This is a genomic window from Cupriavidus sp. GW823-FHT07B10, assembly GCF_058794355.1.
On the sequence record NZ_JBXAGS010000006.1, the window covers coordinates 301,649 to 326,013 of the forward strand.

Below are 24,365 nucleotides of genomic sequence, written 5' to 3' on the forward strand. Positions count from 1 at the left end.
CCCGGGCCAGCCGGCACCGGGCGTCAGGTCGCGATCCAGGACGGCACGCCGCCGCCCCAGGCGGCCTTATTTCGGTGCCGCCACCGTCACCAGAGCCGGCCGCAGCACGCGCTCGGCAATGGTGTAGCCGCGCTGGAGCACGGTCACCACGGTATTGGGTTCCTGGTCCGCCGGCACCATCGAGATGGCCTGGTGGCGGTGCGGGTCAAATTTTTCGCCCACCGGGTTGAGTTCAACGATCTTGCCGCGCTCAAAGGCGGCGGCCAGCTGGCGCGCGGTCAGCTCGACGCCTTCGCGCAGCTTGGCGATATCGCCCGAGCCGTCGGCCAGCGCGGCCTGCAGGCTGTCCATCACCGGCAGCAGGTTGTCGGCGAAGTTCTCGATGGCGAACTTGTGCGCCTTGGCGACATCTTCCTGCGCCCGGCGGCGGATGTTCTCGCCCTCGGCAACGGCGCGCATATACAGGTCGTAATGCTCGCGCGCCTTGGCTTCCAGGGCGGCCAGCTGGGCCGCCACGTCGTCCACGGCAGCGGTTTCCGGCGCGCCGGCCTCCTGGCTGGCGTTGGCCGCCTCATCGCCAGCGGGCGTAGGCGTCTGGGTGGTTGGCGTCTGCTTCTGTTCTTCCATGTCGATCCGTATCAATGCATTGTCGCGGCCCGCCATGGGCCTGGCCGCGGGTGGTAAATCGGCGCGTGTTCCGTGCAGGTGGTGGCAAGGCGCAGGTTTTCAAGAGTGGCGCTGGCGTGACGCGGAAACACACGGTTACAAAGGCCAGGCATATGCAATCGACGCCTTATTGCTTTGCTGCATCGCAATCACTAAGATTCCCAGTAATAAAAATGACAAAAATGCCGGGGGTTGTGGAGATGGTTCATCTTTGTGCCTCTTCCGGAAGGTTGGCCATGCATAAGCTGCCAGTCGTGACACTCTGCCTTGTGGCCGCATTGGCGGTCATGACCGTCTTTATCTGCCTTTCCGGCGCATTCACCCCGCGCGATACGGAGTATGGCAGCGGCAAGGCGGTGTTCAAGCACTACATCGTCCCTATCGTCAGCCAGGAAGTCACGCAGGAATAAGCGCCACCTGACCCTGGTCCAAGCGCGCGGCGGCAGCGGGGGCTTCCCGGTGCCGCCGCATTGTCATTTCAGCTCTTCAGGTGGTCGATGCGGCGCCGGTCCCGCTTGGTCGGGCGCCCCTGGATCTGCGCGGACGGCTCCGGCTGCAGGCGCCGGCGCTCGGCGTCGGCCAGCCGGCGCGACTGGCTTTCGGCACTTTCCTCGTACAGCGTCTGCGCCACCGGCGCCGGCCCGCGCGCCGGGGCAATGCCTTTCACCACCAGTTCCCAGCGCTGCTGGTGCGCTTCCAGCACCACCATGTCGCCGGGCTTCACCTCGCGCGAGTTCTTGCATGGCTGGCCGTTGACGGTCACCTTGCTGCGCTCCACCGCTTCGGCCGCGAGCGAGCGCGTCTTGAAGAAGCGCGCGCACCACAGCCATTTGTCGATGCGCTGGCGCGCATCCGGCTCAAAGTCGACATTCATGCCGCCGCTCCCCGGGTCTGGGCGCGCGTGCGCCGTGCTTCCAGTTCATGCGGATGCGGCGTGGCCAGCGGCCAGCCTTGCAGGTGCTGCAGCGCGATCTCGGCCATGGCCGCGACCCACGGATCGGCGTCATTCAGGCACGGGATGAAGTGGAAATCCTTGCCGCCCGCGACCTTGAACTCGGTCTGCCCTTCCATGGCGATTTCCTCCAGGGTCTCGATGCAGTCGGCCGGAAAGCCGGGACAGAAGACATCGACCCGGCCCGCGCCGACCTTGCCCAGCTCGGCCAGCGTCGGCGCGGTGTACGGCTGCAGCCATTCCGCCTTGCCGAAACGAGACTGGAACGTCACCTGGTACTGGCCCGGCTGCAGGCCCAGCGCCTCGCCCAGCAGCCGGCCGGTCTTCAGGCATTCGCAGTGATAGGGGTCGCCCAGCTCCAGCGTGCGCCGCGGCACACCGTGGAACGACAGGATCAGCTTGTCGCCGCGGGCAAAGTCCGGCATGCCGTGGCGCGCCCAGTAGGCGCCGACCTGCTGGTGCAGCGCCGAGATATAGGCCGGATGGTCATGGAAATGCTTGACCAGCCGCAGCTCGGGCTGGTTGCGCCACTGGCCCAGCACCCGGAACACCTCGTCGAAGGCCGTGGCCGTGGTGGTGCCGGAGTATTGCGGATACATCGGCAGCACCAGCACCTGCTCGCAGCCCTGCCGGCGCAGCGCCTCCAGCACCGAGGCGATCGACGGGTTGCCGTAGCGCATTGCGCACGCGACCGTCACCTCATGGCCGTGCTGGTTCATCAGCCGCTGCAGCGCATGGGCCTGGCGCTCGCTGTAGACCAGCAGCGGCGAGCCCGTCATATGGGCCTCGCGCAGCCAGATCGATTCGTATTTCAGCGCCGAGGCGCGCGAACGCAGCGGCAGGATCACCCCATGCAGCAGCGGCAGCCAGGCCGCGCGCGGGATCTCGACCACGCGCGGGTCGGACAGGAACTCCTTCAGGTAGCGCCCCACCGCCTTGGGCGTGGGAGCGTCCGGGGTGCCCAGATTGACCAGCAGGATCGCCGTGCGCGGCGCGTGGCCGTGCTGGTAGGCCGGTTCGGGAGAAAACGTCATGTCGCTTCCGGGTTGACACGGTGCCGGGATGGCGCCGGTGCGGCGCACCGGCGATTGCCGCGCTCGGCAGGAATGGGGCCGCTTGTCAGACCAGCCAGTCTTTGCACTAGTTCTGGCTCAGGGCGCTGGACAGCAGGCGCGCGGTGATGTCGACGATGGGGATCACGCGCTCATACGCCATGCGCGTGGGGCCGATCACGCCGAGCGTGCCGACGATCTGGCCGTCGACCTCGTACGGGGCGGTGATGACCGCCATGTCTTCGATCGGCACCAGCCGGCTTTCGCCGCCGATAAAGATCTGCACACCCTGCGCATGGCTGGACACGTCCAGCAGCTGCAGCAGGCTGGTCTTGTGCTCGAACACGTCGAACAGGCGCCGCAGCTTGTCCATGCTGGAGGCCAGGTCTTCCACTTCCAGCAGCTTGCGCTCGCCACTGATGAAGACGTGGTCGTCGTCCTCGTCCTCGGCGACGCTGCCGGCCTCGACCGCGGCCTGCATCAGCTGCGACATGTCGCGGCGCAGGTCCTGCAGTTCCACCCGCAGGTGGCCGCGCACCGCGTCGAAGCTCATGCCGGCATAGTGCGAGTTGAAGAAGTTGGCCGCCTCGATCAGCTGGGCCGGCGTGTACGACAGCTCGGTCTGGATGATGCGGTTCTGCACGTCGCCCTCGGGGCTGACGATGATCAGCAGGATGCGCTTGTCCGACAGCCGCATGAATTCGATCTGCCGGAACGCCTGCGCGCGGCGCGGCGTCATCACCACGCCGGCGAAGTGCGACAGGTTGGACAGCGTGCGCGCCGCCGCCGTGATCATGCGCTGCGGCCCCAGCTGCTGGCCGCCGAGCTGGTCCTGGATCTGGCCGGTCAGCTCGGCCAGGTCGGCGTTGCGCTCCAGCGGCTTGGCCGTCAGCATCGAATCGACGAACAGCCGGTAGCCGCGCGGGGTCGGGATACGGCCGGCCGAGGTGTGCGGACTGGCAATAAAGCCCATTTCCTCCAGATCGGACATCACATTGCGAATCGTCGCAGGCGACAGGTCCAGCCCCGAGTATTTCGACAAGGTGCGGGAACCGACCGGCTGCCCTTCGGCAATATAGCGCTCGATCAGGGTCTTGAGCAGCGTTTTGGAGCGTTCATCCATGATGCCCCGATTTTACGCAAGTTTTGGACCTTCTGGCGGCCGGCCTGGCCCGCCCGCTGGCGCCTGCTGACAAGCGTCATGGCGGTATGGTCTAATCCACGCATGTCCGCCCCCCCGAAAGCCAGCGCCGTGCGCACTTCGTTCAAGACCGTCGCCCTGGTGGGCCGGTACTCCACTGCCGGCATCGAAGGGCCGCTGGAGGAGATCGCCTCTTATATCCTGCGCAACGGGCAGGACGTGGTGTTCGAGCGCGAAACCTCGCTCGCCACCGGGCTGACCGCCTACCCTGCCCTGTCCGCCGAGGAGATCGGCCGGCAGGCCGACGTGGCCGTGGTGCTGGGCGGCGACGGCACGCTGCTGGGCATCGCCCGCCAGCTCGCCGGCTATGACGTGCCATTGATCGGCGTCAACCACGGGCGGCTGGGCTTCATGACCGACATCGCGCTGGAAGACGCGCACACCGTGCTGCCCGACATGCTCGACGGCCGCTATGAGGCCGAGACCCGCCTGCTGCTGGAATCGCGCGTGGTGCGCGACGACATGAACATCTTCTCCGCGCTGGCCCTGAACGACGTGGTGGTGAACCGCTCGGGCATCTCCGGCATGGTCGAGCTGGCGGTGTCGGTGGACGGCCACTTCATGTACAACCAGCGCTCGGACGGCCTGATCGTGTCGACCACCACCGGGTCCACCGCCTACGCGCTGTCCGCCGGCGGCCCGATCCTGCATCCGACGCTGTCGGGCGTGGTGCTGGTGCCGATTGCCCCGCACGCGCTGTCCAACCGCCCGATCGTGCTGCCGCACGACGCCGAGGTCACCATCGAGGTGGCCAGCGCGCGCGACGCCAGCGTCAACTTCGACATGCAGTCGCTGACCTCGCTGCTGCCGGGCGACCGCATCGTGGTGCGGCGCTCCGAAAAGACCATCAACCTGCTGCACCCGGTCGGCTACAACTACTACGCCACGCTGCGCAAGAAGCTGCACTGGCACGAATACCCGTCCGAGGATAACCGCCTCTGAGCCAGTATCAAGCCGCCCTCCAAGCCTGAGCCCGAACCCATCGGACCGACTACCTTCCACGCCACGATGCTGCGCAGCCTGTCCATCCGCGATTTCGTCATCGTCGATACGCTCGACCTGGACTTCACCACTGGCTTCACCGTCTTCACCGGCGAGACCGGCGCCGGCAAATCCATCCTGATCGATGCCCTGGCGCTGGTGCTGGGCGAACGCGCCGATGCCGGCGTGGTGCGCGAAGGCGCCCCGCGCGCCAGCGTCAGCGCCACCTTCTCGACCCACCCGGCACTGGATGCCTGGCTGGCCGAGCGCGAGCTCAACAGCGAAGCGGAAGACGGCGTGCATACCGTGCTGCTGCGCCGCACGGTCGATGCCGGCGGCCGCAGCAAGGCCTTTATCAACGGCGCCGCCGCCACCCTGGCGCAGCTGCGCGAAGTCGGCGACCAGCTGGTCGACATCCACGGCCAGCACGCGCACCAGCTGCTGCTGCGCCCCGATGCGCAGCGGCTGCTGTTCGACGCCCACGCCGGCCTCACCCAGCAGGCCGGCGCGGTGGCCGAGGCCTGGCGCGCCTGGCGTGCCTGCGTGCGCCAGCGCGAGGCGGTGGAACACCAGTCGCGCGAGATGCAGCTCGAACGCGAGCGGCTGGAATGGCAGGTCGGCGAACTGGACAAGCTCAACCCGCAGCCGGGCGAATGGGAAGAGATCCAGTCCGAGTACAACCGGCTGTCGCATGCCGCCGGCCTGATCGACGGCAGCCGCGCCGCGCTGGACGCACTGTCCGAGGCCGACGGCTCGGTGCTGTCGGCGCTGAATACCATCGTGCACAAGCTGCAGCAGCTGGCCGATGTCGATGGCGCGCTGCGCGACGTGCTGGCCGCGCTCGAGCCCGCGCAGATGCAGGCCGAGGAAGCCGCGCACTCGCTCACGCGCTATGTCGACCGGCTCGAACTCGATCCCGAGCGGCTGCAGGCGGTCGACGAACGCATGCAGGCGCTGCACGCCACCGCGCGCAAGTACCGCCTGCCGCCCGAGCAGCTGCCCGACGAGCTGGTGGCCCGCCGCCAGCAGCTGGACGACCTGCAGGCCGCGCAGGACCTGAACAAGGTGATGGCGCGCGAGGCCGCGGCCAAGGCCGCCTACCTGACCCTGGCGCAGCATCTCAGCCACGCCCGCAAGCAGGCCGCGCAGGCGCTGTCCGCCGCGGTCACCGACGCCATGCAGGGCCTGTCGATGGCCGGCGGCAGCTTTGTCGCCGCGCTCAATGCGCTCGACGAAGGCCAGAGCCACGGGCTCGAGCAGGTCGAATTCCTGGTCGCCGGCCATGCCGGCGTGAGCCCGCGGCCGCTGGCCCGGGTGGCGTCGGGCGGCGAGCTGGCGCGCATCAGCCTGGCGATCTCGGTGATCACCAGCGAAGCCTCGCCCACGCCCACGCTGATCTTCGACGAGGTCGATACCGGCATCGGCGGCGCGGTGGCCGAGGTGGTCGGCCGGCGCCTGCAGGAGCTGGGCCGCGCGCGCCAGGTGCTGTGCGTGACGCACCTGCCGCAAGTGGCGGCGCAGGCCGGCACGCACCTGCTGGTGAGCAAGGAAACCACCGATGCGGGCGACGGTTCGGTCACGCGCTCGCGCATCAGGGTGCTGGACCCCGCCGGGCGCGTGGTCGAGACCGCGCGCATGCTGGGCGGCGCCACTGTCACCGCCACCACGCTGCAACATGCGGAAGAAATGCTGGCGCAAGGCATGGCCGGCGGCCAGGGCAGCCAGCCCGCGCGCGGTGCGGGCGGCAAGGATGGCCGGCGCAGCCGCCGCGCCGCCGGCTGACGGCCCCGCCCGCCCCGCACGTGCGCCAATCCATACACTGACAGGAGCTTCACCATGACCCGCCAAGCGCAAGCCGGCCTCCGGCAACGACCGCGCGCATCGCTGCGCGCCGTGCTGGCCATCGCCACCGCCGCATCGGCCGCACTGCTGGCGCTGTCCGCCTGCCAGGCCCAGCCCAAGTCCTCGGCCCCGCCGCCGGGCAGCATCAGCGATGACCGTTCCCTTGGCGACATCATGGTGCGCTTCAAGCCGCCCGCGGTGAACCTGTCGGAGGACGCCGGCGAGCTGCTGGCCGGGATCAAGGGCCCGATCCGCTATGTGGTCAAGCGCCCGATGTCCGGCGGCGTCTGGCTGGTCACCGCGATCTCGCCGTCGGCGGATGCCACCATCGACCAGGCGGTCGAAACCCTGCGCGCCACGCCCCGCATCGAGACCGCCGAGCCCGACCGCGTGCTCAAGCCTAACCGCAACATTCCCACCAGCCGTGACATGCCGCAGAGCTGAGCCCGACTGCAGGACGGTTCTTAAGCCTTCGGTCGCCCTTGCGCAACGACGCTGAATCGTATTCGCTACATAACAAGCCCCCGCGCGCTACGCCCCAGGAGGTATGCATGCCGCAACCCGCGCAGTCCGACTTCCGTAGCAGCCCCGTGGCCCGCCGCTGGCGGGCCATCGTCATCGCCGCCGCCGCTGTGTGCGGCGCAATACCGGCCAGCGCGGCACTGGCTGCCGGCGTCCATGCCGCACCCGCCTACACCGGCCAGATCATCGTGCGCTGGCGTGACGGCGCCGATGGCACAAGCAAGACGCCCGCAGCCGCGGCGGATGCGCTCAAGCAGCTGAGCGCGCGCACCGGCATTGCCGTCACGGCGCGCCGCGCCATGGGCGGCAACCTGCAACTGCTGCAGGTCCCCGACGCACTGGCAGCCGACCCGGAAGGCGCGGCGGCCCGGCTGCGCCAGGACCCGCGCATCGCCGATGCCGTGCCCGACCGCTGGCTGAAGCTGCACGACACCCTGCCCAACGATTCCGAGTTCATCTCGCGCCAGCCTTACCTGATGGGCACCGGCACGGCGGTGGGCGGCGTCAACCTGCCGCGCGCGTGGGACCGCAGCCGCGGCAGCAGCGGCGTGGTGATCGCGGTGGTGGACACCGGCATCCTCCGTCATCCCGACCTGGCGGGACGCGTGCTGTCCGGCTACGACTTTATCAGCAGCGATAGCATATCCAACGATGATCAGCCCGGACGTGATATTGATGCCACTGATGCCGGCGACTATGTGCCGGAGGATGCCACGTGTCCTAACCAGCCAACGCCATCGCGGCGGAATACCTGGCACGGTACCCGCGTCGCGAGCGTGCTGGGCGCGTTGACCAACAACGCGCAGGACATCGCGGGCGTCGACTGGAACGCGCGCATCCTGCCCGTGCGCGTCTCGGGCCGCTGCGGCGCGCTGCTGTCCGACACCGTCGACGGCATGCGCTGGGCCGGTGGCCTGCCAGTGCCAAACGTGCCAGACAACTCGACTCCCGCTCGCGTTGTCAATATTAGCCTTGGTGGCGGCAGCTGTAGCAGCATCGAACAGCAGGCCGTCAACGACCTGAATGCACGCGGCGTGGTGGTGGTGGCCGCCGCCGGCAACAACGGCAGCGCGGTGGAGGCACCGGCCGACTGCAGTGGCGTAATCGCGGTCACCGCACATGCCAATGATGGCGAGAATGCCAGCTATGCCATCGTCGGCCCGCAGGTAGCGATCAGCGCTCCGGGTGGCGGGTGCGGCAAGTCACAAGCTGGATGTCCGGCGCCCTCGGTCATCCGCACATTGAGCAACTCTGGTACGACTTCGCTGGGCAACTACGAGGTGTCATCCTCCGCGGGCACCAGCTTCGCCGCACCGATGGTCTCGGGCGTGGTGGCCATGATGTTCGCGGTCAATGGCTCGCTGACCCCGGCCCAGGTCACCGCGGCGCTGAAGTCTTCGGCACGCCCGCATCCGTCCGGCACCTATTGCACCACCAATCCGGGCGTCTGCGGCGCCGGCCTGCTCGATGCCGACGGCGCACTGGCGGCCGCGGCGGGCATGCCACCGGCGCAGGCTGCGCCGGCACCGGCCTCGGGCAACGGTGGTGGCGGTGGCGGCGGCGCCGTTGCGCCCTGGACCTCGGTGCTGCTGGCGCTGTCCGGCCTGCTGGCCTTCGCGCTGCGGCGCCGCATGTAAGCCCGGCGCCTGGTCGGTTCAGGCGTCGTCGCCGCGGGCCGGGCGCCGCGCCAGCCACCACTCCTGCAAGACCCAGCACAGCAGGCCGGCGACGGCGCCGGCCGCGTGCGCGACGCGCACCACGCCAAAACCCCAGGCCGGATCGAACACCACCGGCGCCAGCCACGACTGTTCCACCCAGACCTTGGCCAGCACGCCCAGGCACAGCAGCACGCCGGTGACGCGCGCCAGGCCCGATGCCCGCAACAGCCCGAGCGCGCCCCACAGGGCCAGCCCGTGCAAGGCGCCTGAGAGCCCGCCATACCATGCAATCGCCGGCACGCGCAGCAGCACCACCTGCACGCCGATGCCGCAGGCAATCAGCACCAGCAACAGGGTGCGCGCACGCGCCACGCGCGCGGCGATGGCAAGCACGCCGGTGGCGGCCAGCGCGTCGGCCAGCCAGTGGTGTCCGTCCAGGTGCACCCACATGGCGGTGGCCAGGCGCCACCACTGGCCGTCCAGCCGCACCGCATCGCGCAGGTAGAGGCCGTGCGCATGCCACCACGGCATGAAGGTGAACCAGGCCGACAGCGCCCACACCAGCGCGATCGCCGCCAGCAGCCCCGGCCACGATGCGCCGGCGGGTGCCGGCGGAACTGCCGCGTCAGGCCTCACCGAACACGGCCTGCCACAGCGCGCGCACCTGTCCGGTCTGCTGCGCCACCGACTCGGGCGCGACGCGCGCATGCGCCTGCCCCTCGAGCCGCAGCTGGTGCTGGCGCGCGCGGAACAGCCGGTAGGCATCGCCCACCGCCAGTGCCAGGGTGGCGTCGATCAGGCCCAGCTCGCCCGCTGCGCGCAGCAGCGCGATATTGCCCGCGTTGCGCGTCAGCTGCGGGTGCGCCCGGCTGTGCAGCAGCACCAGGTACTGCACCGTGAATTCGATATCGACCATGCCGCCGCGATCGTGCTTCAGGTCGAACAGGTCGGTCGGGTTGGGATGGCCTTCGGCGACCTTGCGGCGCATCTGCACGATCTCGTCGCGCAGCGCGGCGGCATCGCGGTCCTGGCACAGCACCTCGCCGCGCAGCGCCTCGAAGCGGTCACCGATGGCGGCATCGCCGGCGCAGAAGCGCGCGCGCGTCAGCGCCTGGTGTTCCCACACCCAGGCGGTGTTGTCGCCTTCGCGCAGCTGGTAGCGGCGGAACGCCTCGAAGCTGGTCACCAGCAGGCCGGCCGCGCCGTTGGGGCGCAGCCGAGTGTCGACGTCGAACAGCGCACCGGCGGCGGTATGGCTGGTCAGCCAGGTGATCAGCCGGCGCGCATACGCGGAGTAGACGTCGGGCGCGCGTTCATGGTCATCGTCGTACAGGAAGATGATGTCCAGGTCCGAGGCATAGCCCAGTTCCTTGCCGCCCAGCCGGCCGTAGGCGATCACCGCGAAGCGCGGCGTGTCGCGGTGGCGCGTGGCCAGCTGGCGCCAGACCGTTTCCAGCGTGGCCTCGAGCATGGCATCGGCCAGGTCGGACAGGCGGTCGGCCACCTGCTCCACCGTCAGCATGCCCTGCAGGTCCTGCAGCAGCACGCGGAAGGTCTCGACATGATGCTCGCGCCGCAGGATGTCCATCTGCTGCTCGATCTGGCCTTCGGCGGCCAGCAGCCGCTCATGCAGGCGCTTGCGGAAGGCGGCCCAGTCGGGCGCGCCGGCCAGCGCATCGCTGTCGAGCAATTCGTCCAGCAGCTGCGGATGCCGCGTCAGGTAGGCCGCGGCCCAGCGCGAGGCATGCAGCGTCTGCGCGACGCGGTCCATCGCCTGCGGGTATTCGGACAGCAACGACAGGTAGGAGGCGCGGCGGCTGATCGCCTCGAGGAAGTCGATAAAGCGCGCGATGGTGCTGTCGGCATCTTCCTGGCGCGCGGCCAGGTCGAGCGCGCGGTTCACCAGCTGGTCGAAGCGCGCGCGGCTGGACTCGGACAGCGCGCGGTAGCGCAGCGACGAGGCGATCGCGCGCAGCCGGTCCAGCAGCCCGGTGCAGTCGGTAAAGCCGGCGGCCTGCAGGCGCTGGCAGGGCGCGGCGTTATCGCCGCAGGCCGCGTCGTCCTGCTTCTGTTCCGGGTTGTCCTGCGCTTGCGCGGCGTTGTCGTCGAACACAATGCCCGGCCACAGCGCTTCGCACGGGGCGGCATCGGGATCCGAGAAGGTGGCCTCGAACTGCTGCGCCACCGGCTCCTGCAGCGCCGCCAGGCGCGCCAGCAGTTGCTGCCAGTCGTCGCAACCCATCATCCGCGCCACCGCCAGCTGTTCGTCGGGCGAAGTCGGCAGGTGGTGGGTCTGGGCGTCGTCGCGGTACTGCAGCCGGTGTTCGAGCTGGCGCAGGAAGCGGTAGGCATCGCCGAGCTGCCCGGCCTGGCCGGCGGGAAGCAGCCCGCGCTCGACCGCCACCGCCAGCACTTCCAGCGTCGGGCGCACGCGCAGTGCCGGGTCCTGGCCGCCGCGGATCAGCTGGAACACCTGCGCCATGAACTCGATCTCGCGGATGCCGCCGCGGCCCAGCTTGATATTGAACGACCGCTGGTTGACGCCGTGCCCCGCCAGCCCGCCGCTGCGCTTGGCGGCCTCGCTGCGGATCTGCGCGTGCAGCGAGCGGATCGCGGCGATCACGCCGTAGTCCAGGTAGCGGCGGAACACGAAGGGCGTGGTCAGCCGCGCCAGCAGGCCGGCGGTGCGCTGCGCGTGCGGCGTGTCGAGCGCCGACACCACGCGGCCCTTGATCCAGGCATAGCGCTCCCACTCGCGCCCCTGCACCACCAGGTATTCCTCCAGCATGCCAAGGCTGCACGCCAGCGGTCCGGCGTCGCCGTTGGGGCGCAGCCGCATGTCGACGCGGAACACATAGCCGTCGGCGGTCACCTCGGCCAGCAGGTTGATCAGCCGGCGGCCGAGACGGATGAAGTACTCGTGGTTGGACAGGCTGCGCGAGCCGCCCTGGGTCTCGCCGTCCTCGTCATAGAGGAAGATCAGGTCGATGTCGGACGAGACATTGAGCTCGCGCCCGCCCAGCTTGCCCATGCCCACCACCACCAACTCCTGCACCTCGCCGCTTTGGGCGCCGACCGGGCGGCCGAAGGTGGCGGCCAGGTCGTCGCCCAGCATCGCCAGGCCGTGCTGGATCGCCAGCTCGGCCAGGTCGGTCATGGCGCCGGTGACCTCGCCCAGCGTGGCCAGGCCGCGCAGGTCGCGCTCGATCACCGCGCACATCACTTCGGCGCGCAGACGGCGCAGGCTGCGCTTGGCGGATTCCTCGGCATCGGCCGAGGGCTCGTGCAGCGCCTGCAGCCGCGCCTGCATCCAGGCGCGCGTCAGCGGCTGGGCGGCTGCGGCGGCCAGGATGGCCGGCAAATCCGGCCGGGCCTGCACCACGCGGCGCGCGTAGTGCGAATACGCAGCCGAGTACAATACGTGGCCGCCCGCGTGGCCAGCCTCGTCAGCCGGCTGCAGCGCCTGCGCCGCGGTGATGGCGAAGGCGCCGGCAGCCATGGTGCCGGCGCCCGGCCCCGGCTGCGGGTCCGCCGGATTGGCCGGATCCGGTGTGGCGCGCGCGCCATGTTGGTCAGCAGCGTCGCCAGCGGCGGAACTCGTCGGTTCAGAGGCAGTCATTCCAGTATTTGAAATGCGAGAAAAGGTGCGGCCCGTGGTTGGTCCCGCGGTTCACCTGCTCGCGTCCTGTTGTCCGCGCAGCGGGCGCGCCATCGTGGCTATTGTCGCTTTGGGCGCGCGCAGCTTGCGCGTTCTTGTTTCAGCCGGCCGGGCACCAGATTGGAGAGCGGCTAGTATTGTCGGATAATCTGCGCATGTCCAGCCGCGCCCCACAACCCGCTGATGGTTCCCCCCCCAATGGCGGCGCGGGCGGGCAGGACGCCGCCTCCACCCTGGCCGCGCCACACCCCGTGAATCCCCCGGCCAACGATGCCACCAGCGCCCGGCGCAACGATTCCGCCCGCGCGCACGCCGGCGCGTTCCTGCGCGCCTGCGCGCGCGGCGTGGCGGCAGCCGTGCGCCACCCGTTCTGGCGCGGGCTGGGCCGCGCGCTGGTGCGGCTGGCGCTGGTGCTGGCCGCGCTGGCGCTGGTGGCGGGCCTGCTGATCCGCTTCGTGCTGTGGCCACAGGCGTCCACCGCGCGCCAGTGGCTGGAAGAACGCGGCTCGGTGGCGCTCTCGGCCAAGGTCAGCATCGGCGCGCTCGATACCTACTGGGACGGCTGGCACCCGGCCTTCCGCGCCCGCGGCCTGCGCGCCGTGGACTCCGGACAGCGCGTGCTGCTTGCGGCCGCCACGCTCGACGGCAAGCTGGCGTGGCGCTCGCTGTTCAGCATGAACCTGCAGTTCGTCAGCCTGGGCGCGACCGGCACCGACATCCTGGTGCGGCGCACGCCCGAGGGCCGGCTGCTGGTCGGCGGCATGCTGGTGGACGCGACCGGCGGCCAGCAGGACGACGATCGCTTCCTGGGCTGGCTGATGTCGCAGGGGCGCGTGGCGCTGTCCGACGGCAAGCTGCGCTGGCTGGACGAGAAGGCACGCCTGCCCCAGCTCGATATCGGCGAGATCCGCCTCGACACCCGCCGCGACGGCGCGCGCCACACGGTGACGCTGGAAGCGCGCTCGCCGGCGCTGGGCCCGAGCCCGCTGGTGGTGCAGTCCTCCTTCAGCAACGACTACCTGCACAGCGCCGGCAACTGGCGCTACTGGACCGGGCAGGCCAGCTGGGACCTTGGCCAGCTGCAGCTGCCGGTGCTGCAGCGCTACCTGACGATGTTCGAGCGCGTCGCCAGCGGCACCTTCAGCACCGACGGCAGCATTGAATTCCGCCAGGGCCGCATCGTGCGCAGCCAGACGCGGCTGCGCGCCAGCGGCGTCGACCTGCAGCTGGCCGGCGCCTCCGCCCCGCTGCGCCTGGCCAATGCGCAGGCCTTCCTGCTACACCGGACCGAGCGCGACGGCAGCAACCTGCTGACCGTCGACACCCTGCTCTGGCAACCCCAGCCCGCCAGCGACGACGAGGGCACCCCCGCCGACAGCACCTGGCGCGAAGGCATGCGCAAGGTCACCCTCGGCTGGGCCTCCGGCAAGGACGGCACCCTGCGCAAGTTCTCGCTCAAGGCGCCCACGCTGGACCTGAACACGCTGCGCGCGGTGTCCAGCTCGATGCCGCTGGACACCGCGGTGCTGCGCCGGCTGCGCGCGCTGCAGCCAGCTGGCCACATCGACAACCTCAACGTGAGCTGGAGCCGCGAGCGCGCCGGCATGCTCGAGCGCGGCGACGGCAAGCTGCGCTACAGCGTGCAGGGCACGCTGCGCGACGTCTCGGTCAACGGCCAGCCGGCCGTGCCCGCGGTGGACGCCAGCGGCCACCCCCGGCTGGGCACGCCTGGCTTTTCGCACCTGTCCGGCACCTTCTCCTTCGATGACCAGCAGGGCAATGCCCGCTTCGAAGGCAACGGCGCGGCACTGGTGCTGCCTGGCCTGTTCGAGGAGCCGCGGCTGCCGTTCGACCAGATCGGCGGCGAAGTGCGCTGGACCCATGCCGGAGGCAAGCTCGCGGTTACGCTGGACGGCGTGCGCTTTGCCAATGCCGATGCGGCCGGCTCGGTGCGCGGCACCTGGCGCGCAGGCGGCGACGGTGTATCCGGCATCGCCGACCTGAGCGGTGAAATGACCCGCGCCCAGGTGGCGCGCGTGCCGCGCTACCTGCCGCTGAGCATTCCGGCCGGCACCCGGCACTACCTGGCCGGTGCGCTGGCGGGTGGCGAAGCTGCCGGCGTGAGCTTCGTGCTGCGCGGCGACCTGGCGCATTTCCCGTTCCATGCCCCGCACGAGAAGGCCGGCGAGTTCCATGTCGAGGTGCCGATCGAACACGTCAGCTACCAGATCGCCCCGCACGAGACCGCCAGCGGCACCACCACCGGCGCGCAGGCGTGGCCAACCTTCACCGACATTTCCGGGCGGGTCGTGTTCGACCGCGGCGGCATGACGTTCCTGGCAAGCCGGGCCACGGTCCACGACATCCCCGGCGTCACGCTGCAGGACGTCAAGGGCCGCATCGATGACCTTGGCCCGCACGGCAAGCTGGTGATCGACGGCGGCGCCAGCGGACCGGTGCAGGGCTTCCTGCGCTACATCAGTGCTTCGCCGGTGCGCGAATGGACCGGGCACGTGGCCGATGCGGCGCAGGCCCACGGCAACGGCGAGCTCAGGCTCAAGCTCGACATGCCGCTGGAACACGCCAATGCCGCCAAGGTGGACGGCCGCTTCCGCTTCCCCGGCAACGATGTCGTGCTCAGCCCGCAGCTGCCGCAACTGGGCCATGCCAACGGCACCATCACATTCAATGAACACGGTTTCGGGCTGGAGAACATGCGGGCCCGCTTCCTCGGTGGCGAGATCCGGCTCGGCGGCGGCACCCAGCCGGACGGCGCCACGCACGTCACCGCCAGCGGCAGCGTCTCGGCCGCCGGGCTGCGCGAGGCCGCCGCGGGCTCGGCGCTGGCGCCGGTGGCCGCGCGGCTCGAAGGCAGCACCAGCTACAGCGCCGTGATCGCCACGCGCGAGCGCCAGCTGCAGGTGCAGTTGAGCTCCGAACTCAATGGCATGGCGATCGGCCTGCCCGCGCCGCTGGCCAAGGCCGCGGCGCAAGACCTGGCGCTGCGCGCGGACCTGCGCCCGGCCAGCGCCCCGGACCGCGCCGGCACCAGCGAGCTGGTGCTGCAGCTGGGCCATGCGCTGAACGCGCGCTACCTGCTGCGCCGCGACCAGGGCGGCGGCATCGACGTGCTCGCCGGCGCCATCGGCATGCAGCAGGCGCCGCCGCCGCCCGCGGCCGGCGTCAGCGCCGGGGCCACCTTCGACCAGCTCGATATCGATGCATGGCGGGCGGCCTTCGGCGGCGGTGCCGGCAGCGCGGGCCCCGCCGCGGCGCCCTCACCCTTCCTGCCTGGCCGCATTGCGCTGCGCGCGCGCACGCTGCACGCCATGGGCCGCACGCTCGACGAGGTGGTGCTCGACGCCAACCGCGAAGCCGGCGGCTGGAACGCCAGGATCGACTCGCGCCAGGTGGCCGGCGCGGTGCAGTGGCGTCCGGCCGGGCCCTCGGCCACCGGGTCGCTGCAACTGCGCCTGGCGCGCCTGAACGTGCCCGATGCCAGCGACGAGCGCAACGTGGTGGACGCGCTCGCCAGCAGCATCGACGAGCTGCCCGCGATCGACCTGGTGGTCGACCAGTTCATGCTGCGCGGGCACGACTTCGGCAAGCTTGAAGTCAAGGCCCATACCGGCACCAGCTCCGCCGATCCGGTCTGGACCCTGGAAAAGCTGCAGATCGAGCAACCCGGCGCCACCCTGACCGGCAGCGGCAGCTGGCGCGTGCCGCGCCAGCTGCGCGCCGACGCCAATGCCGAGCGCCGCACCCTGTTGTCCTTCAGCATCGACGTGCGCGATGCCGGCGCCACGCTGGAACGGTTGGGGCTGGCGCACACGCTGAGCGACGGCAAGGGCAAGCTCGAAGGCCGCGTGGCCTGGCGCGGCTCGCCGCTGTCGATCGACTACCCGACGCTGTCGGGCAAGCTGTCGCTGGACCTGGAGAATGGCCAGATCCTGAGCGTGGAGCCCGGCGCGGCGCGGCTGCTGGGCGTGCTCAGCCTGCAAGGCCTGCTGCGCTTTGCCATGCTGGACTTCCGCACCCTGTCGGGCCGCGGGCTGGTGTTCGACCGCATTGCCGGCACTGGCACGATCGAGAACGGCGTCGGCACGATCCAGGACTTCGAGCTCAGGAGCCCGCAGATCATCGCCAGCATGAGCGGCACCGCCAACCTGCTGCGCGAGACCCAGGACCTGCGCGTGGATGTGGTGCCACGCATCAACGCCACCTCCACCTCGATCGCGGCCGCCTTTATCAACCCGGTGCTGGGAATCGGCACGCTGGCCGCGCAACTGCTGTTTGCCGACGAGTTCTCCAAGGTGTTCACCCAGCACTACCGCATCACCGGCAGCTGGGCCAACCCGCAGATCGGCAAACTGGAGGACAATAAGGCGCAAGCCCCGACCTTCCAGAACCGCGCGGACCCCGCCCTCCCGCGCTGAGGAAAACAACGCCGCCTATGACTGCAACCGCCGCCTCCGCCCCGTTCCGCGTTGCCGCCGTCCAGACCGTGACCGGCACCTCGCTCGATGCCAACCTGGCGCGCGCCGACGCGCTGATCGCCGAGGCCGCAGCCGGCGGCGCGGCACTGGTGCTGCTGCCCGAATACTTCTGCATGATGGGCCGCTCCGAATCCGACAAGGTGGCCGTGCGCGAGCATGACGGCGACGGCCCGGTGCAGCAGTTCCTGGCCGATGCGGCACGCCGCCACGGCATCTGGCTGGTCGGCGGCACGCTGCCGATGTGGTGCGACGACCCGGCGCGCGTGTACAACACCTCGCTCGCCTTCAACCCGCGCGGCGAGCGCGTGGCGCGCTATGACAAGATCCACTTGTTCGGCTTCACCCGCGGCACTGAAAGCTACGACGAGTCGCGCACCATCCTGGCCGGGCGCACGCCGGTCAGCTTCGACGCGCCCTGCGGCCGGGTGGCGATGTCGGTGTGCTACGACCTGCGCTTCCCCGAGCTTTACCGCGGACTGGCCGCCGGCGACGGCACCAGCTTGATTCTGATGCCGGCCGCCTTCACCTACACCACAGGGCAGGCGCACTGGGAGATCCTGCTGCGCGCCCGCGCCATTGAAAACCAATGCTATGTGCTGGCCGCGGCACAGGGCGGCAAGCATGAGAATGGCCGGCGCACGTGGGGCCATTCGATGCTGGTCGATCCGTGGGGCGAGGTGCTGGCAACGCTGCCTGAGGGCGAAGGCGTGGTCGGCGGCGTGATCGATCCCGCGCGCCTGGCCGAGGTCCGGCAGAACCTGCCGGCACTGCGACACCGGGTGCTGTAGCATGTACGCAATCGCGGCAGCCTTCACCGGCTCCCGCCCGGAGAATTTTTTGCCGCGCCGGCCGCAAGCCGGCGCGTCCCCAGGAAGAAAGGACATCTCATGAACGCCGGCGATCTCGGAATCCGCAACCTGGCCACCGCGCAGCAACTGCTGCTGGCACCGTACGGCCTGGACGAGGCCAAGCTCCAGCGCGTGCTGGCCGATATCTTCACGCACAAGGTCGACTATGCCGACCTGTACTTCCAGTACACCCGCAACGAGGCCTGGAGCCTGGAAGAAGGCATCGTCAAGTCGGGCAGCTTCAGCATCGACCAGGGCGTGGGCGTGCGCGCGGTCTCGGGCGACCGCACCGCCTTCGCCTATTCGGACGACATCAGCCTGGCGGCGCTGTCGCAGGCCGCGGCGGCCACGCGCACCATCGGCCGTGCCGGCAACGGCCGCGTCAAGGTGGCCGGCGAGCTGGCCACGCACGCCGGGCGCAACCTGTACGCGCCCAACGACCCGCTCGACTCCATGAGCGCGGCCGAGAAGGTGGCGCTGCTTGAGCGCGTCGAGCGCATGGCGCGCGCCAAGGATCCGCGCGTGGTGCAGGTGATGGCAGGCCTGGCCGGCGAATACGACGTGGTGCTGGTGGCGCGCAGCGACGGCGTGATCGCCGCCGACGTGCGTCCGCTGGTGCGGGTCTCGGTCACGGTGATCGCCGAACACGGCGGGCGCCGCGAGGTCGGCTCTTCCGGCGGTGGCGGCCGCTATGCCTATGGCTACTTCACCGACGAGCTGCTGCAGAAATATGTTGACGAGGCCGTCTCTTCGGCCCTGGTCAACCTGGACGCGCGCCCGGCCCCGGCCGGCTCGATGACCGTGGTGCTGGGCCCGGGCTGGCCCGGCGTGCTGCTGCATGAAGCCGTCGGCCACGGCCTGGAGGGCGACTTCAACCGCAAGGGCTCGTCGGCCTTTGCCGGCCGCATGGGCGAACGCGTCGCGGCCAAGGGCGTGACCGTGGTCGACGACGGCACGCTGGCCAACCGCCGCGGCTCGCTCAACCTGGACGACGAAGGCAACCCGACCCAGTGCACCACGCTGATCGAGGACGGCATCCTGCGCGGCTATATCCAGGACACGCTCAACGCGCGCCTGATGAAGATGCCGGTCACCGGCAACGCGCGCCGCGAAAGCTATGCCGCGCTGCCGATGCCGCGCATGACCAACACCTACATGCTCAACGGCGACAGGGATCCGCAGGAGATCATCGCCAGCGTCAAGCGCGGCCTGTATGCGGTCAACTTCGGCGGCGGCCAGGTGGACATCACCAACGGCAAGTTCGTGTTCTCGGCGAGCGAGGCCTACATGATCGAGGACGGCAAGATCACCTACCCGGTCAAGGGCGCGACGCTGGTCGGCAACGGCCCGGAATCGCTGAAGGATGTCACCATGATCGGCAACGACATGCGCCTGGACTCGGGCGTCGGCGTGTGCGGCAAGGAAGGCCAGAGCGTGCCGGTGGGCGTGGGCCAGCCGACGCTGCGCATCGAGAACATGACGGTGGGCGGCACCGCCTGACCAGTCCGGCGATGACGAAGACGGGACCCTGCGGGGTCCCGTTTTTCACGGGATCGCCCCGGCCTTACGGCCGCACTTCATACACCAGGTTGAACGGCGTCTGCGCCGCGCGGCGGAAACTGCTGAAGCCGGCCTGCTCAACCACTGCGCGCATGCGCGCCTCGCCCGCCTGCGCGCCCAGGCACAGGCCGACTTCCTGCGCGCGCGACGCTGGCGTGCAGATGAAGGTGGACGCGGAATAGAACACCCGGCCCAGCGGGTTCAGGTTCTGCTCCAGCGTGTCATTGGCAAACGGTTCCACGATCATCCAGACGCCATCGGCACGCAGGGTCTCGCGCACGTGGCGTGCCGCGCCGACCGGATCGCCCATGTCGTGCAGGCAGTCGAATACCGTCACCAGGTCATAGTCCTTGCCGCCGTAGTCCTTGGCGGTGGCCACTTCGAAGCGCACGCGCTCGGTCATGCCGGCGCGGCGCGCGGCTTCGGCCGCATGGCGCACCGAAGGCTCGTGGTAGTCGAAACCGACAAAGCGCGAGGCCGGATACGCCTGCGCCATGATGATGGTCGACGCGCCGTGGCCGCAGCCCACGTCCGCCACCGATGCGCCCGCCCTGAGCCGCGCCTCCATGCCGTCCAGCGCGGGAATCCATTCCGAAACCAGGTGCGCCGCGTAGCCCGGCCGGAAGAAGCGCTCGGTGCCGTGGAACAGCGCGGGATCGTGCTCGTGCCAGCCCAGCCCGCGGCCGTTGCGGAAGATATCGATCACCTTCGGGATGGCGCGGAACTGCGCCACCGCGATCTGGAACGCGCCCGGGATGAATGCGAGGCTGCCCTCCTGCGCCAGCGCATAGGCCTGCTCTTCGTTCAGGCTGAACTGCCCGGTGGCCGGGTCATAGTCGACGTAGCCGCTGGCCGCCTGTGCCGACAGCCATTCGCGCAGGTAGCGCACGTCGGTATGGGTCTTTGCCGCCAGCACTTCGGCGGTCATTGCTTTTTCCGCCATGGCCTTGTACAGGCCGAGTTCATCGCCCACCACCACGGTCGCGGCATGCATCACCGCGCCGATATCGTTGACGAATTTTTCCATGAAGGCATTCAGCCTCGCTTCATCGACGCTCATGATGCACCTCCCCGTGCTCACTGCTCCCCGGTTCCAATATAGCCCCCGGGTATGTCGGGGAACGCCGAAAAGCAGTGGCGGGACAAGGCTTGGCAAGGCGCCGGGAGATGCGTACGCCAGCGCACCGCGTGGCCTCGTCGACACTTGCCAATTCTGGCAAAAGGCGCTATAAAGATGCTTCGCGGCGCGACAGGCAACTGACGCACGCCGAAAATTGACCGACCGGCGCGCAATTTCCTGCCTTTCTGCTACGCAGTGCAGCATAAATTCGGCGCTCACGACGATAATCGATTCAAGCTGACCCAAGCCAAAGCCTTTTTCCGCCATGTCCGCTAAGTTTTACTTTTACTTTTTTAGCGATCTCACACCGCTGGCGGATAGGGAGGGACGGCTGTAGGCAGCGCCCCGAATACAAAAAAGACCGCCAGCGACCCTGGCGGTTTTTTTATACCTGTTTGTTTCCCCACCCACTCACGACCTCACAAGAATCCCGGAGCCATCATGCTGAAGAACACCGACGACCTGCGCATTCGCGAACTCAAGGAACTGCTGCCGCCCGCGCACCTGATCCGCGAGTTCGGCTGCTCCGAACAGGCTTCGGACGTGATCTACGGCGCGCGCCAGGCCATGCACCGCATCCTGCACGGCATGGATGACCGCCTGATTGTCATCATCGGCCCGTGCTCGATCCACGATACCCGCGCCGCGCTGGACTACGCCAAGCTGCTCAAGGTCCAGCGCGACCGCTTCGCCGGCGAGCTGGAAGTGGTGATGCGCGTGTACTTCGAGAAGCCGCGCACCACGGTGGGCTGGAAGGGGCTGATCAACGATCCGCACATGGATGGCAGCTTCAAGATCAACGATGGCCTGCGCACCGCGCGCGAACTGCTGCTGAACATCAGCGAGATGGGCGTGCCCACCGGCACCGAGTACCTCGACATGATCAGCCCGCAGTACATCGCCGACCTGGTCAGCTGGGGCGCGATCGGCGCCCGCACCACCGAGTCGCAGGTGCACCGCGAGCTGGCCTCGGGGCTGTCGTGCCCGGTGGGCTTCAAGAACGGCACCGACGGCAACGTCAAGATCGCGGTCGATGCGATCAAGGCCGCGTCGCAGCCGCACCATTTCCTGTCGGTGACCAAGGGCGGCCACTCGGCGATCGTGTCGACCTCGGGCAACGAAGACTGCCATGTGATCCTGCGCGGCGGCAAGGCGCCCAACTACGACGCCGCCAGCGTGCAGGAAGCGTGCGACGCCATCGCCAAGGCCGGCCTGGCCTCGCGCCTGATGATCGATGCCTCGCACGCCAACAGCAGCAAGAAGCATGAGAATCAGATCCCGGTGTGCGAGGAGATCGGCCGCCAGATCGCCGGCGGCGACCAGCGCATCATCGGCGTGATGGTGGAATCGCACCTGGTGGCGGGCCGCCAGGACCACGTCCAGGGCCAGCCGGTCGAGCAGCTGACCTACGGCCAGTCCGTGACCGATGCCTGCATCGGCTGGGACGACTCGGTCAAGGTGCTCGAGGGACTGGCCGAATCGGTGCGCCAGCGCCGGCTGGTGTCGGGCAGCGGCAACTGATAGCGCCGCGGGGCCAGGGCCCCGCGCTCGCGCACACAACAAAAAAGCCGCTTCCAGGGAAGCGGCTTTTTTGTTGTGTGCGGCGGCGGCGCGCGTTCTTACTTCTTCAGCACCAGGTCGCCAGGCAGCGACTCGATGTAGGCGGCCATGTCCTTCAGCTCCTTGCGGGTGAACGGGCGCGGCTTGCCGTCCTTGTCGGTCACGGCCGGATTGGCGTTGACCTGGCCCGCCATGATGGCATTGGAGCGGCCCACCAGCGGGTTGCCCGACACCTGGTACGACGCCAGCGCGTGGTACAGGTAGTCGGCGTGCTGGCCCGCCAGCTTGGGGTAGTCCGGCGAGATCGGGGCGTTCATGCCCGCGCCGTGGCAGGCCACGCAGGCACCCTTTTCCACCAGCGCCTTGCCGGCGGCAAGGTCGGCGGCCGAGGCCGGCATCGCGGCAGCACCCAGCACGAGTGCGCCGAGCGCGAACGAAAGCGTCTTGAGCGTATTCATGAGGGGTCTCTTACTTGAGGGAATTGTTCTGCGTGGCGGCCTTCTGCTGCGAGTAGTAGGCCGCCACGTTGGCGATGTCCTGCTCGGTCAGCGTCGCGGCGATGCCGCGCATGGTCGGGTGCTTGCGCTCGCCCTTCTGGTAGGCCTTGAGCGCGTTCTCGATGTACTTGGCGCTCTGGCCGCCCAGCAGCGGCACTTCATAGATTTCGGGGAATGACGCACGGTAGCCCGGAATGCCGTGGCAGCCGATGCACATTGCGACCTTGTCCTTGGCAGCGTCTCCATTGCCCTTGACTTCCTGTGCCTGCGCAGCCGTTGCAGCCGCGCCCAGCACCACCATCGTGAGGAGCTTTTTCATTGTCTTTGCGGATTGGAAGTTAAACCGTGTGACCTGCCCTGCCGGGCGGAGACGGTTTCAGAATGCTGCTGCGGGGAAAACCAGGGCAGCCGGAGGGATTGCCGAGGTGCAACCCGCCAGACATGTCGCATCCGGTCTGTTGCCGGGATGTGGAACACCATTCTGGAACCACCTCTCGCAATCGCCGCGACCCGGAAGGGCCGCTGGGACTTCTGAACGCGGACTGCCGGATGCTGGGAGAACTGGACGTGGGGGCGCGTCAAACCGCCGCATTGTACCGCAGCCGGCACCTGCCAGTCCAGCAACCGGCCCGGGCCGCCGGCGGCCTGTCAGCGCGCCCCAACACGAACCGCAAAGGTCTTTTATACTGGCTGATCCCGGGAATCTGCACGACCGTTCGCGAATGCTGCCGCCAGCAGCGCGCGGGCGCCCTGCACCGGACCCTGTTTCCATAATGAAAGCGCGCATGACAGCGCGAAGAGACCGCGCCAAGCACGCCAACCCGGCCCTCGATCCGAGGCCGTCACCTCAGGTTGCCTCATGTCAAACATCGCCAACGCTTCCGCCCAAGCCTCCATCGCCCAGCAGGCCCGTTTCGAGGGCACCGACCAGTATGTCGCCACCGACGACCTCAAGCTGGCCGTCAATGCCGCGCGCACGCTGCAGCGCCCGCTGCTGATCAAGGGTGAGCCCGGCACCGGCAAGACCATGCTGGCCGAGGAAGTCGCCGCCGCGCTGGGCATGCCGCTGCTGCAGTGGCATATCAAGTCGACCACCAAGGCGCAGCAGGGCCTGTACGAGTACGACGCGGTGTCGCGCCTGCGCGACTCGCAGCTGGGCGACGACCGCGTCCACGACATCCGCAACTACATCGTCAAGGGCGTGCTGTGGCAGGCCTTTGAAGCCGACGAGCAGGTCGTGCTGCTGATCGACGAGATCGACAAGGCCGACATCGAATTCCCCAACGACCTGCTGCGCGAACTCGACCGCATGGAGTTCTACGTCTACGAGACGCGCGAACTGGTCAAGGCGAAGCACCGCCCGCTGGTGATCATCACCTCGAACAACGAGAAGGAGCTGCCCGACGCCTTCCTGCGCCGCTGCTTCTTCCACTACATCAAGTTCCCCGACGCCGACACCATGCAGCAGATCGTCGACGTGCACTACCCCGGCATCAAGCGCGAGCTGGTGGCGGCCGCGCTGGAATCGTTCTACGAGATGCGCAACCTGCCGGGCCTGAAGAAGAAGCCGTCCACGTCCGAACTGATCGACTGGCTCAAGCTGCTGATGGCCGAGGACATCCCGCCCGAGGCGCTGAAGAGCCCGGACAAGAAGGCCGCGATCCCGCCGCTGCATGGCGCGCTGCTGAAGAACGAGCAGGACGTGCACCTGTTCGAGCGCCTGGTGTTCATGAACCGCGCCAACCGCTGAGG

General features: G+C 69.0%; 19 protein-coding genes. 10 read left to right on the forward strand and 9 right to left on the reverse strand.

Annotated features, from left to right (window positions below):
* Positions 1-66: 66 nt before the first annotated feature.
* Entirely contained in the window at positions 67-627 is a 561-nt protein-coding gene (grpE, locus tag AC1Q6V_RS15940; protein ID WP_010809047.1) for a nucleotide exchange factor GrpE, read from the reverse strand.
* A 275-nt stretch (positions 628-902) separates the two neighbouring features.
* Here grpE and AC1Q6V_RS15945 point away from each other — a divergent pair, with 275 nt between their 5' ends.
* Positions 903-1,076: a hypothetical protein gene (locus AC1Q6V_RS15945; RefSeq protein ID WP_010809048.1), complete on the forward strand. Its 174-nt coding sequence runs from the start codon at positions 903-905 to the stop codon at positions 1,074-1,076.
* Between the two features lie 68 nt (positions 1,077-1,144).
* Here the strand turns inward: AC1Q6V_RS15945 and AC1Q6V_RS15950 are convergent, their stop codons facing one another.
* The 3 genes from AC1Q6V_RS15950 to hrcA all read right to left on the reverse strand — a co-directional run bounded on the left by AC1Q6V_RS15950 (position 1,145) and on the right by hrcA (position 3,793).
* Positions 1,145-1,540, reverse strand: coding sequence for an RNA-binding S4 domain-containing protein (locus AC1Q6V_RS15950; protein ID WP_010809049.1), 396 nt, complete (start codon positions 1,538-1,540; stop codon positions 1,145-1,147).
* Entirely contained in the window at positions 1,537-2,652 is a 1,116-nt protein-coding gene (gene hemH / locus AC1Q6V_RS15955; protein WP_010809050.1) for a ferrochelatase, read from the reverse strand. Before hemH ends, AC1Q6V_RS15950 begins: the two co-directional genes overlap by 4 nt.
* 106 nt (positions 2,653-2,758) lie before the next feature.
* The gene (hrcA, locus tag AC1Q6V_RS15960; protein WP_010809051.1) at positions 2,759-3,793 is read right to left on the reverse strand and encodes a heat-inducible transcriptional repressor HrcA; all 1,035 of its coding nucleotides are present in this window, start codon (positions 3,791-3,793) and stop codon (positions 2,759-2,761) included.
* Between the two features lie 102 nt (positions 3,794-3,895).
* On the opposite strand from hrcA, the gene AC1Q6V_RS15965 reads away from it, so the two are divergent.
* The 4 genes from AC1Q6V_RS15965 (at position 3,896) to mprA (ending at position 8,853) form a co-directional block, all read left to right on the forward strand.
* Positions 3,896-4,813, forward strand: a complete 918-nt coding sequence (locus AC1Q6V_RS15965; RefSeq protein WP_011614898.1) for an NAD kinase — start codon at positions 3,896-3,898, stop codon at positions 4,811-4,813.
* Positions 4,814-4,879: 66 nt separating this feature from the next.
* A complete protein-coding gene (gene recN / locus AC1Q6V_RS15970) occupies positions 4,880-6,634 on the forward strand; it encodes a DNA repair protein RecN (RefSeq protein WP_011614897.1) in 1,755 nt (584 codons plus the stop codon).
* Positions 6,635-6,688: 54 nt separating this feature from the next.
* Positions 6,689-7,138 carry a hypothetical protein gene (locus tag AC1Q6V_RS15975; RefSeq protein WP_454749355.1) on the forward strand — a complete coding sequence of 150 codons (450 nt, stop codon included), beginning with the start codon at positions 6,689-6,691 and terminating at the stop codon, positions 7,136-7,138.
* Positions 7,139-7,245: 107 nt separating this feature from the next.
* Positions 7,246-8,853 (forward strand): MprA protease, GlyGly-CTERM protein-sorting domain-containing form, encoded by a 1,608-nt coding sequence (mprA, locus tag AC1Q6V_RS15980; protein WP_454749354.1) that lies wholly within the window; start codon positions 7,246-7,248, stop codon positions 8,851-8,853.
* Positions 8,854-8,871: 18 nt separating this feature from the next.
* On the opposite strand, the gene rrtA is transcribed toward mprA, so the two are convergent.
* Both rrtA and glnE read right to left on the reverse strand, forming a co-directional pair.
* Positions 8,872-9,510 carry a rhombosortase gene (gene rrtA, locus AC1Q6V_RS15985; RefSeq protein WP_010809056.1) on the reverse strand — a complete coding sequence of 213 codons (639 nt, stop codon included), beginning with the start codon at positions 9,508-9,510 and terminating at the stop codon, positions 8,872-8,874.
* Complete coding sequence (gene glnE, locus AC1Q6V_RS15990; protein WP_454749368.1) at positions 9,500-12,373, reverse strand: bifunctional [glutamate--ammonia ligase]-adenylyl-L-tyrosine phosphorylase/[glutamate--ammonia-ligase] adenylyltransferase; 2,874 nt, start codon at positions 12,371-12,373, stop codon at positions 9,500-9,502. Before glnE ends, rrtA begins: the two co-directional genes overlap by 11 nt.
* Before the next feature lie 314 nt (positions 12,374-12,687).
* Between glnE and AC1Q6V_RS15995 the strand changes: the two genes are divergently transcribed.
* The 3 genes from AC1Q6V_RS15995 to tldD all read left to right on the forward strand — a co-directional run bounded on the left by AC1Q6V_RS15995 (position 12,688) and on the right by tldD (position 19,376).
* Complete coding sequence (locus AC1Q6V_RS15995) at positions 12,688-16,968, forward strand: YhdP family protein (RefSeq protein ID WP_454749353.1); 4,281 nt, start codon at positions 12,688-12,690, stop codon at positions 16,966-16,968.
* Between the two features lie 17 nt (positions 16,969-16,985).
* Positions 16,986-17,816, forward strand: a complete 831-nt coding sequence (locus AC1Q6V_RS16000; RefSeq protein WP_010809059.1) for a carbon-nitrogen hydrolase family protein — start codon at positions 16,986-16,988, stop codon at positions 17,814-17,816.
* A 99-nt stretch (positions 17,817-17,915) separates the two neighbouring features.
* Complete coding sequence (gene tldD / locus AC1Q6V_RS16005; protein ID WP_010809060.1) at positions 17,916-19,376, forward strand: metalloprotease TldD; 1,461 nt, start codon at positions 17,916-17,918, stop codon at positions 19,374-19,376.
* Between the two features lie 64 nt (positions 19,377-19,440).
* Here tldD and AC1Q6V_RS16010 read toward each other — a convergent pair whose 3' ends face one another.
* A complete protein-coding gene (locus tag AC1Q6V_RS16010; RefSeq protein WP_454749352.1) occupies positions 19,441-20,496 on the reverse strand; it encodes a class I SAM-dependent methyltransferase in 1,056 nt (351 codons plus the stop codon).
* 501 nt (positions 20,497-20,997) lie between these two features.
* On the opposite strand from AC1Q6V_RS16010, the gene aroG reads away from it, so the two are divergent.
* A complete protein-coding gene (gene aroG / locus AC1Q6V_RS16015) occupies positions 20,998-22,077 on the forward strand; it encodes a 3-deoxy-7-phosphoheptulonate synthase AroG (protein ID WP_439668675.1) in 1,080 nt (359 codons plus the stop codon).
* Positions 22,078-22,175: 98 nt separating this feature from the next.
* On the opposite strand, the gene AC1Q6V_RS16020 is transcribed toward aroG, so the two are convergent.
* Entirely contained in the window at positions 22,176-22,574 is a 399-nt protein-coding gene (locus AC1Q6V_RS16020; protein WP_010809063.1) for a c-type cytochrome, read from the reverse strand.
* Between the two features lie 10 nt (positions 22,575-22,584).
* The gene (locus AC1Q6V_RS16025; RefSeq protein WP_454749351.1) at positions 22,585-22,932 is read right to left on the reverse strand and encodes a c-type cytochrome; all 348 of its coding nucleotides are present in this window, start codon (positions 22,930-22,932) and stop codon (positions 22,585-22,587) included.
* Positions 22,933-23,472: 540 nt separating this feature from the next.
* Here AC1Q6V_RS16025 and AC1Q6V_RS16030 point away from each other — a divergent pair.
* The gene (locus tag AC1Q6V_RS16030) at positions 23,473-24,363 is read left to right on the forward strand and encodes an AAA family ATPase (protein ID WP_010809065.1); all 891 of its coding nucleotides are present in this window, start codon (positions 23,473-23,475) and stop codon (positions 24,361-24,363) included.
* Positions 24,364-24,365: the final 2 nt, after the last annotated feature.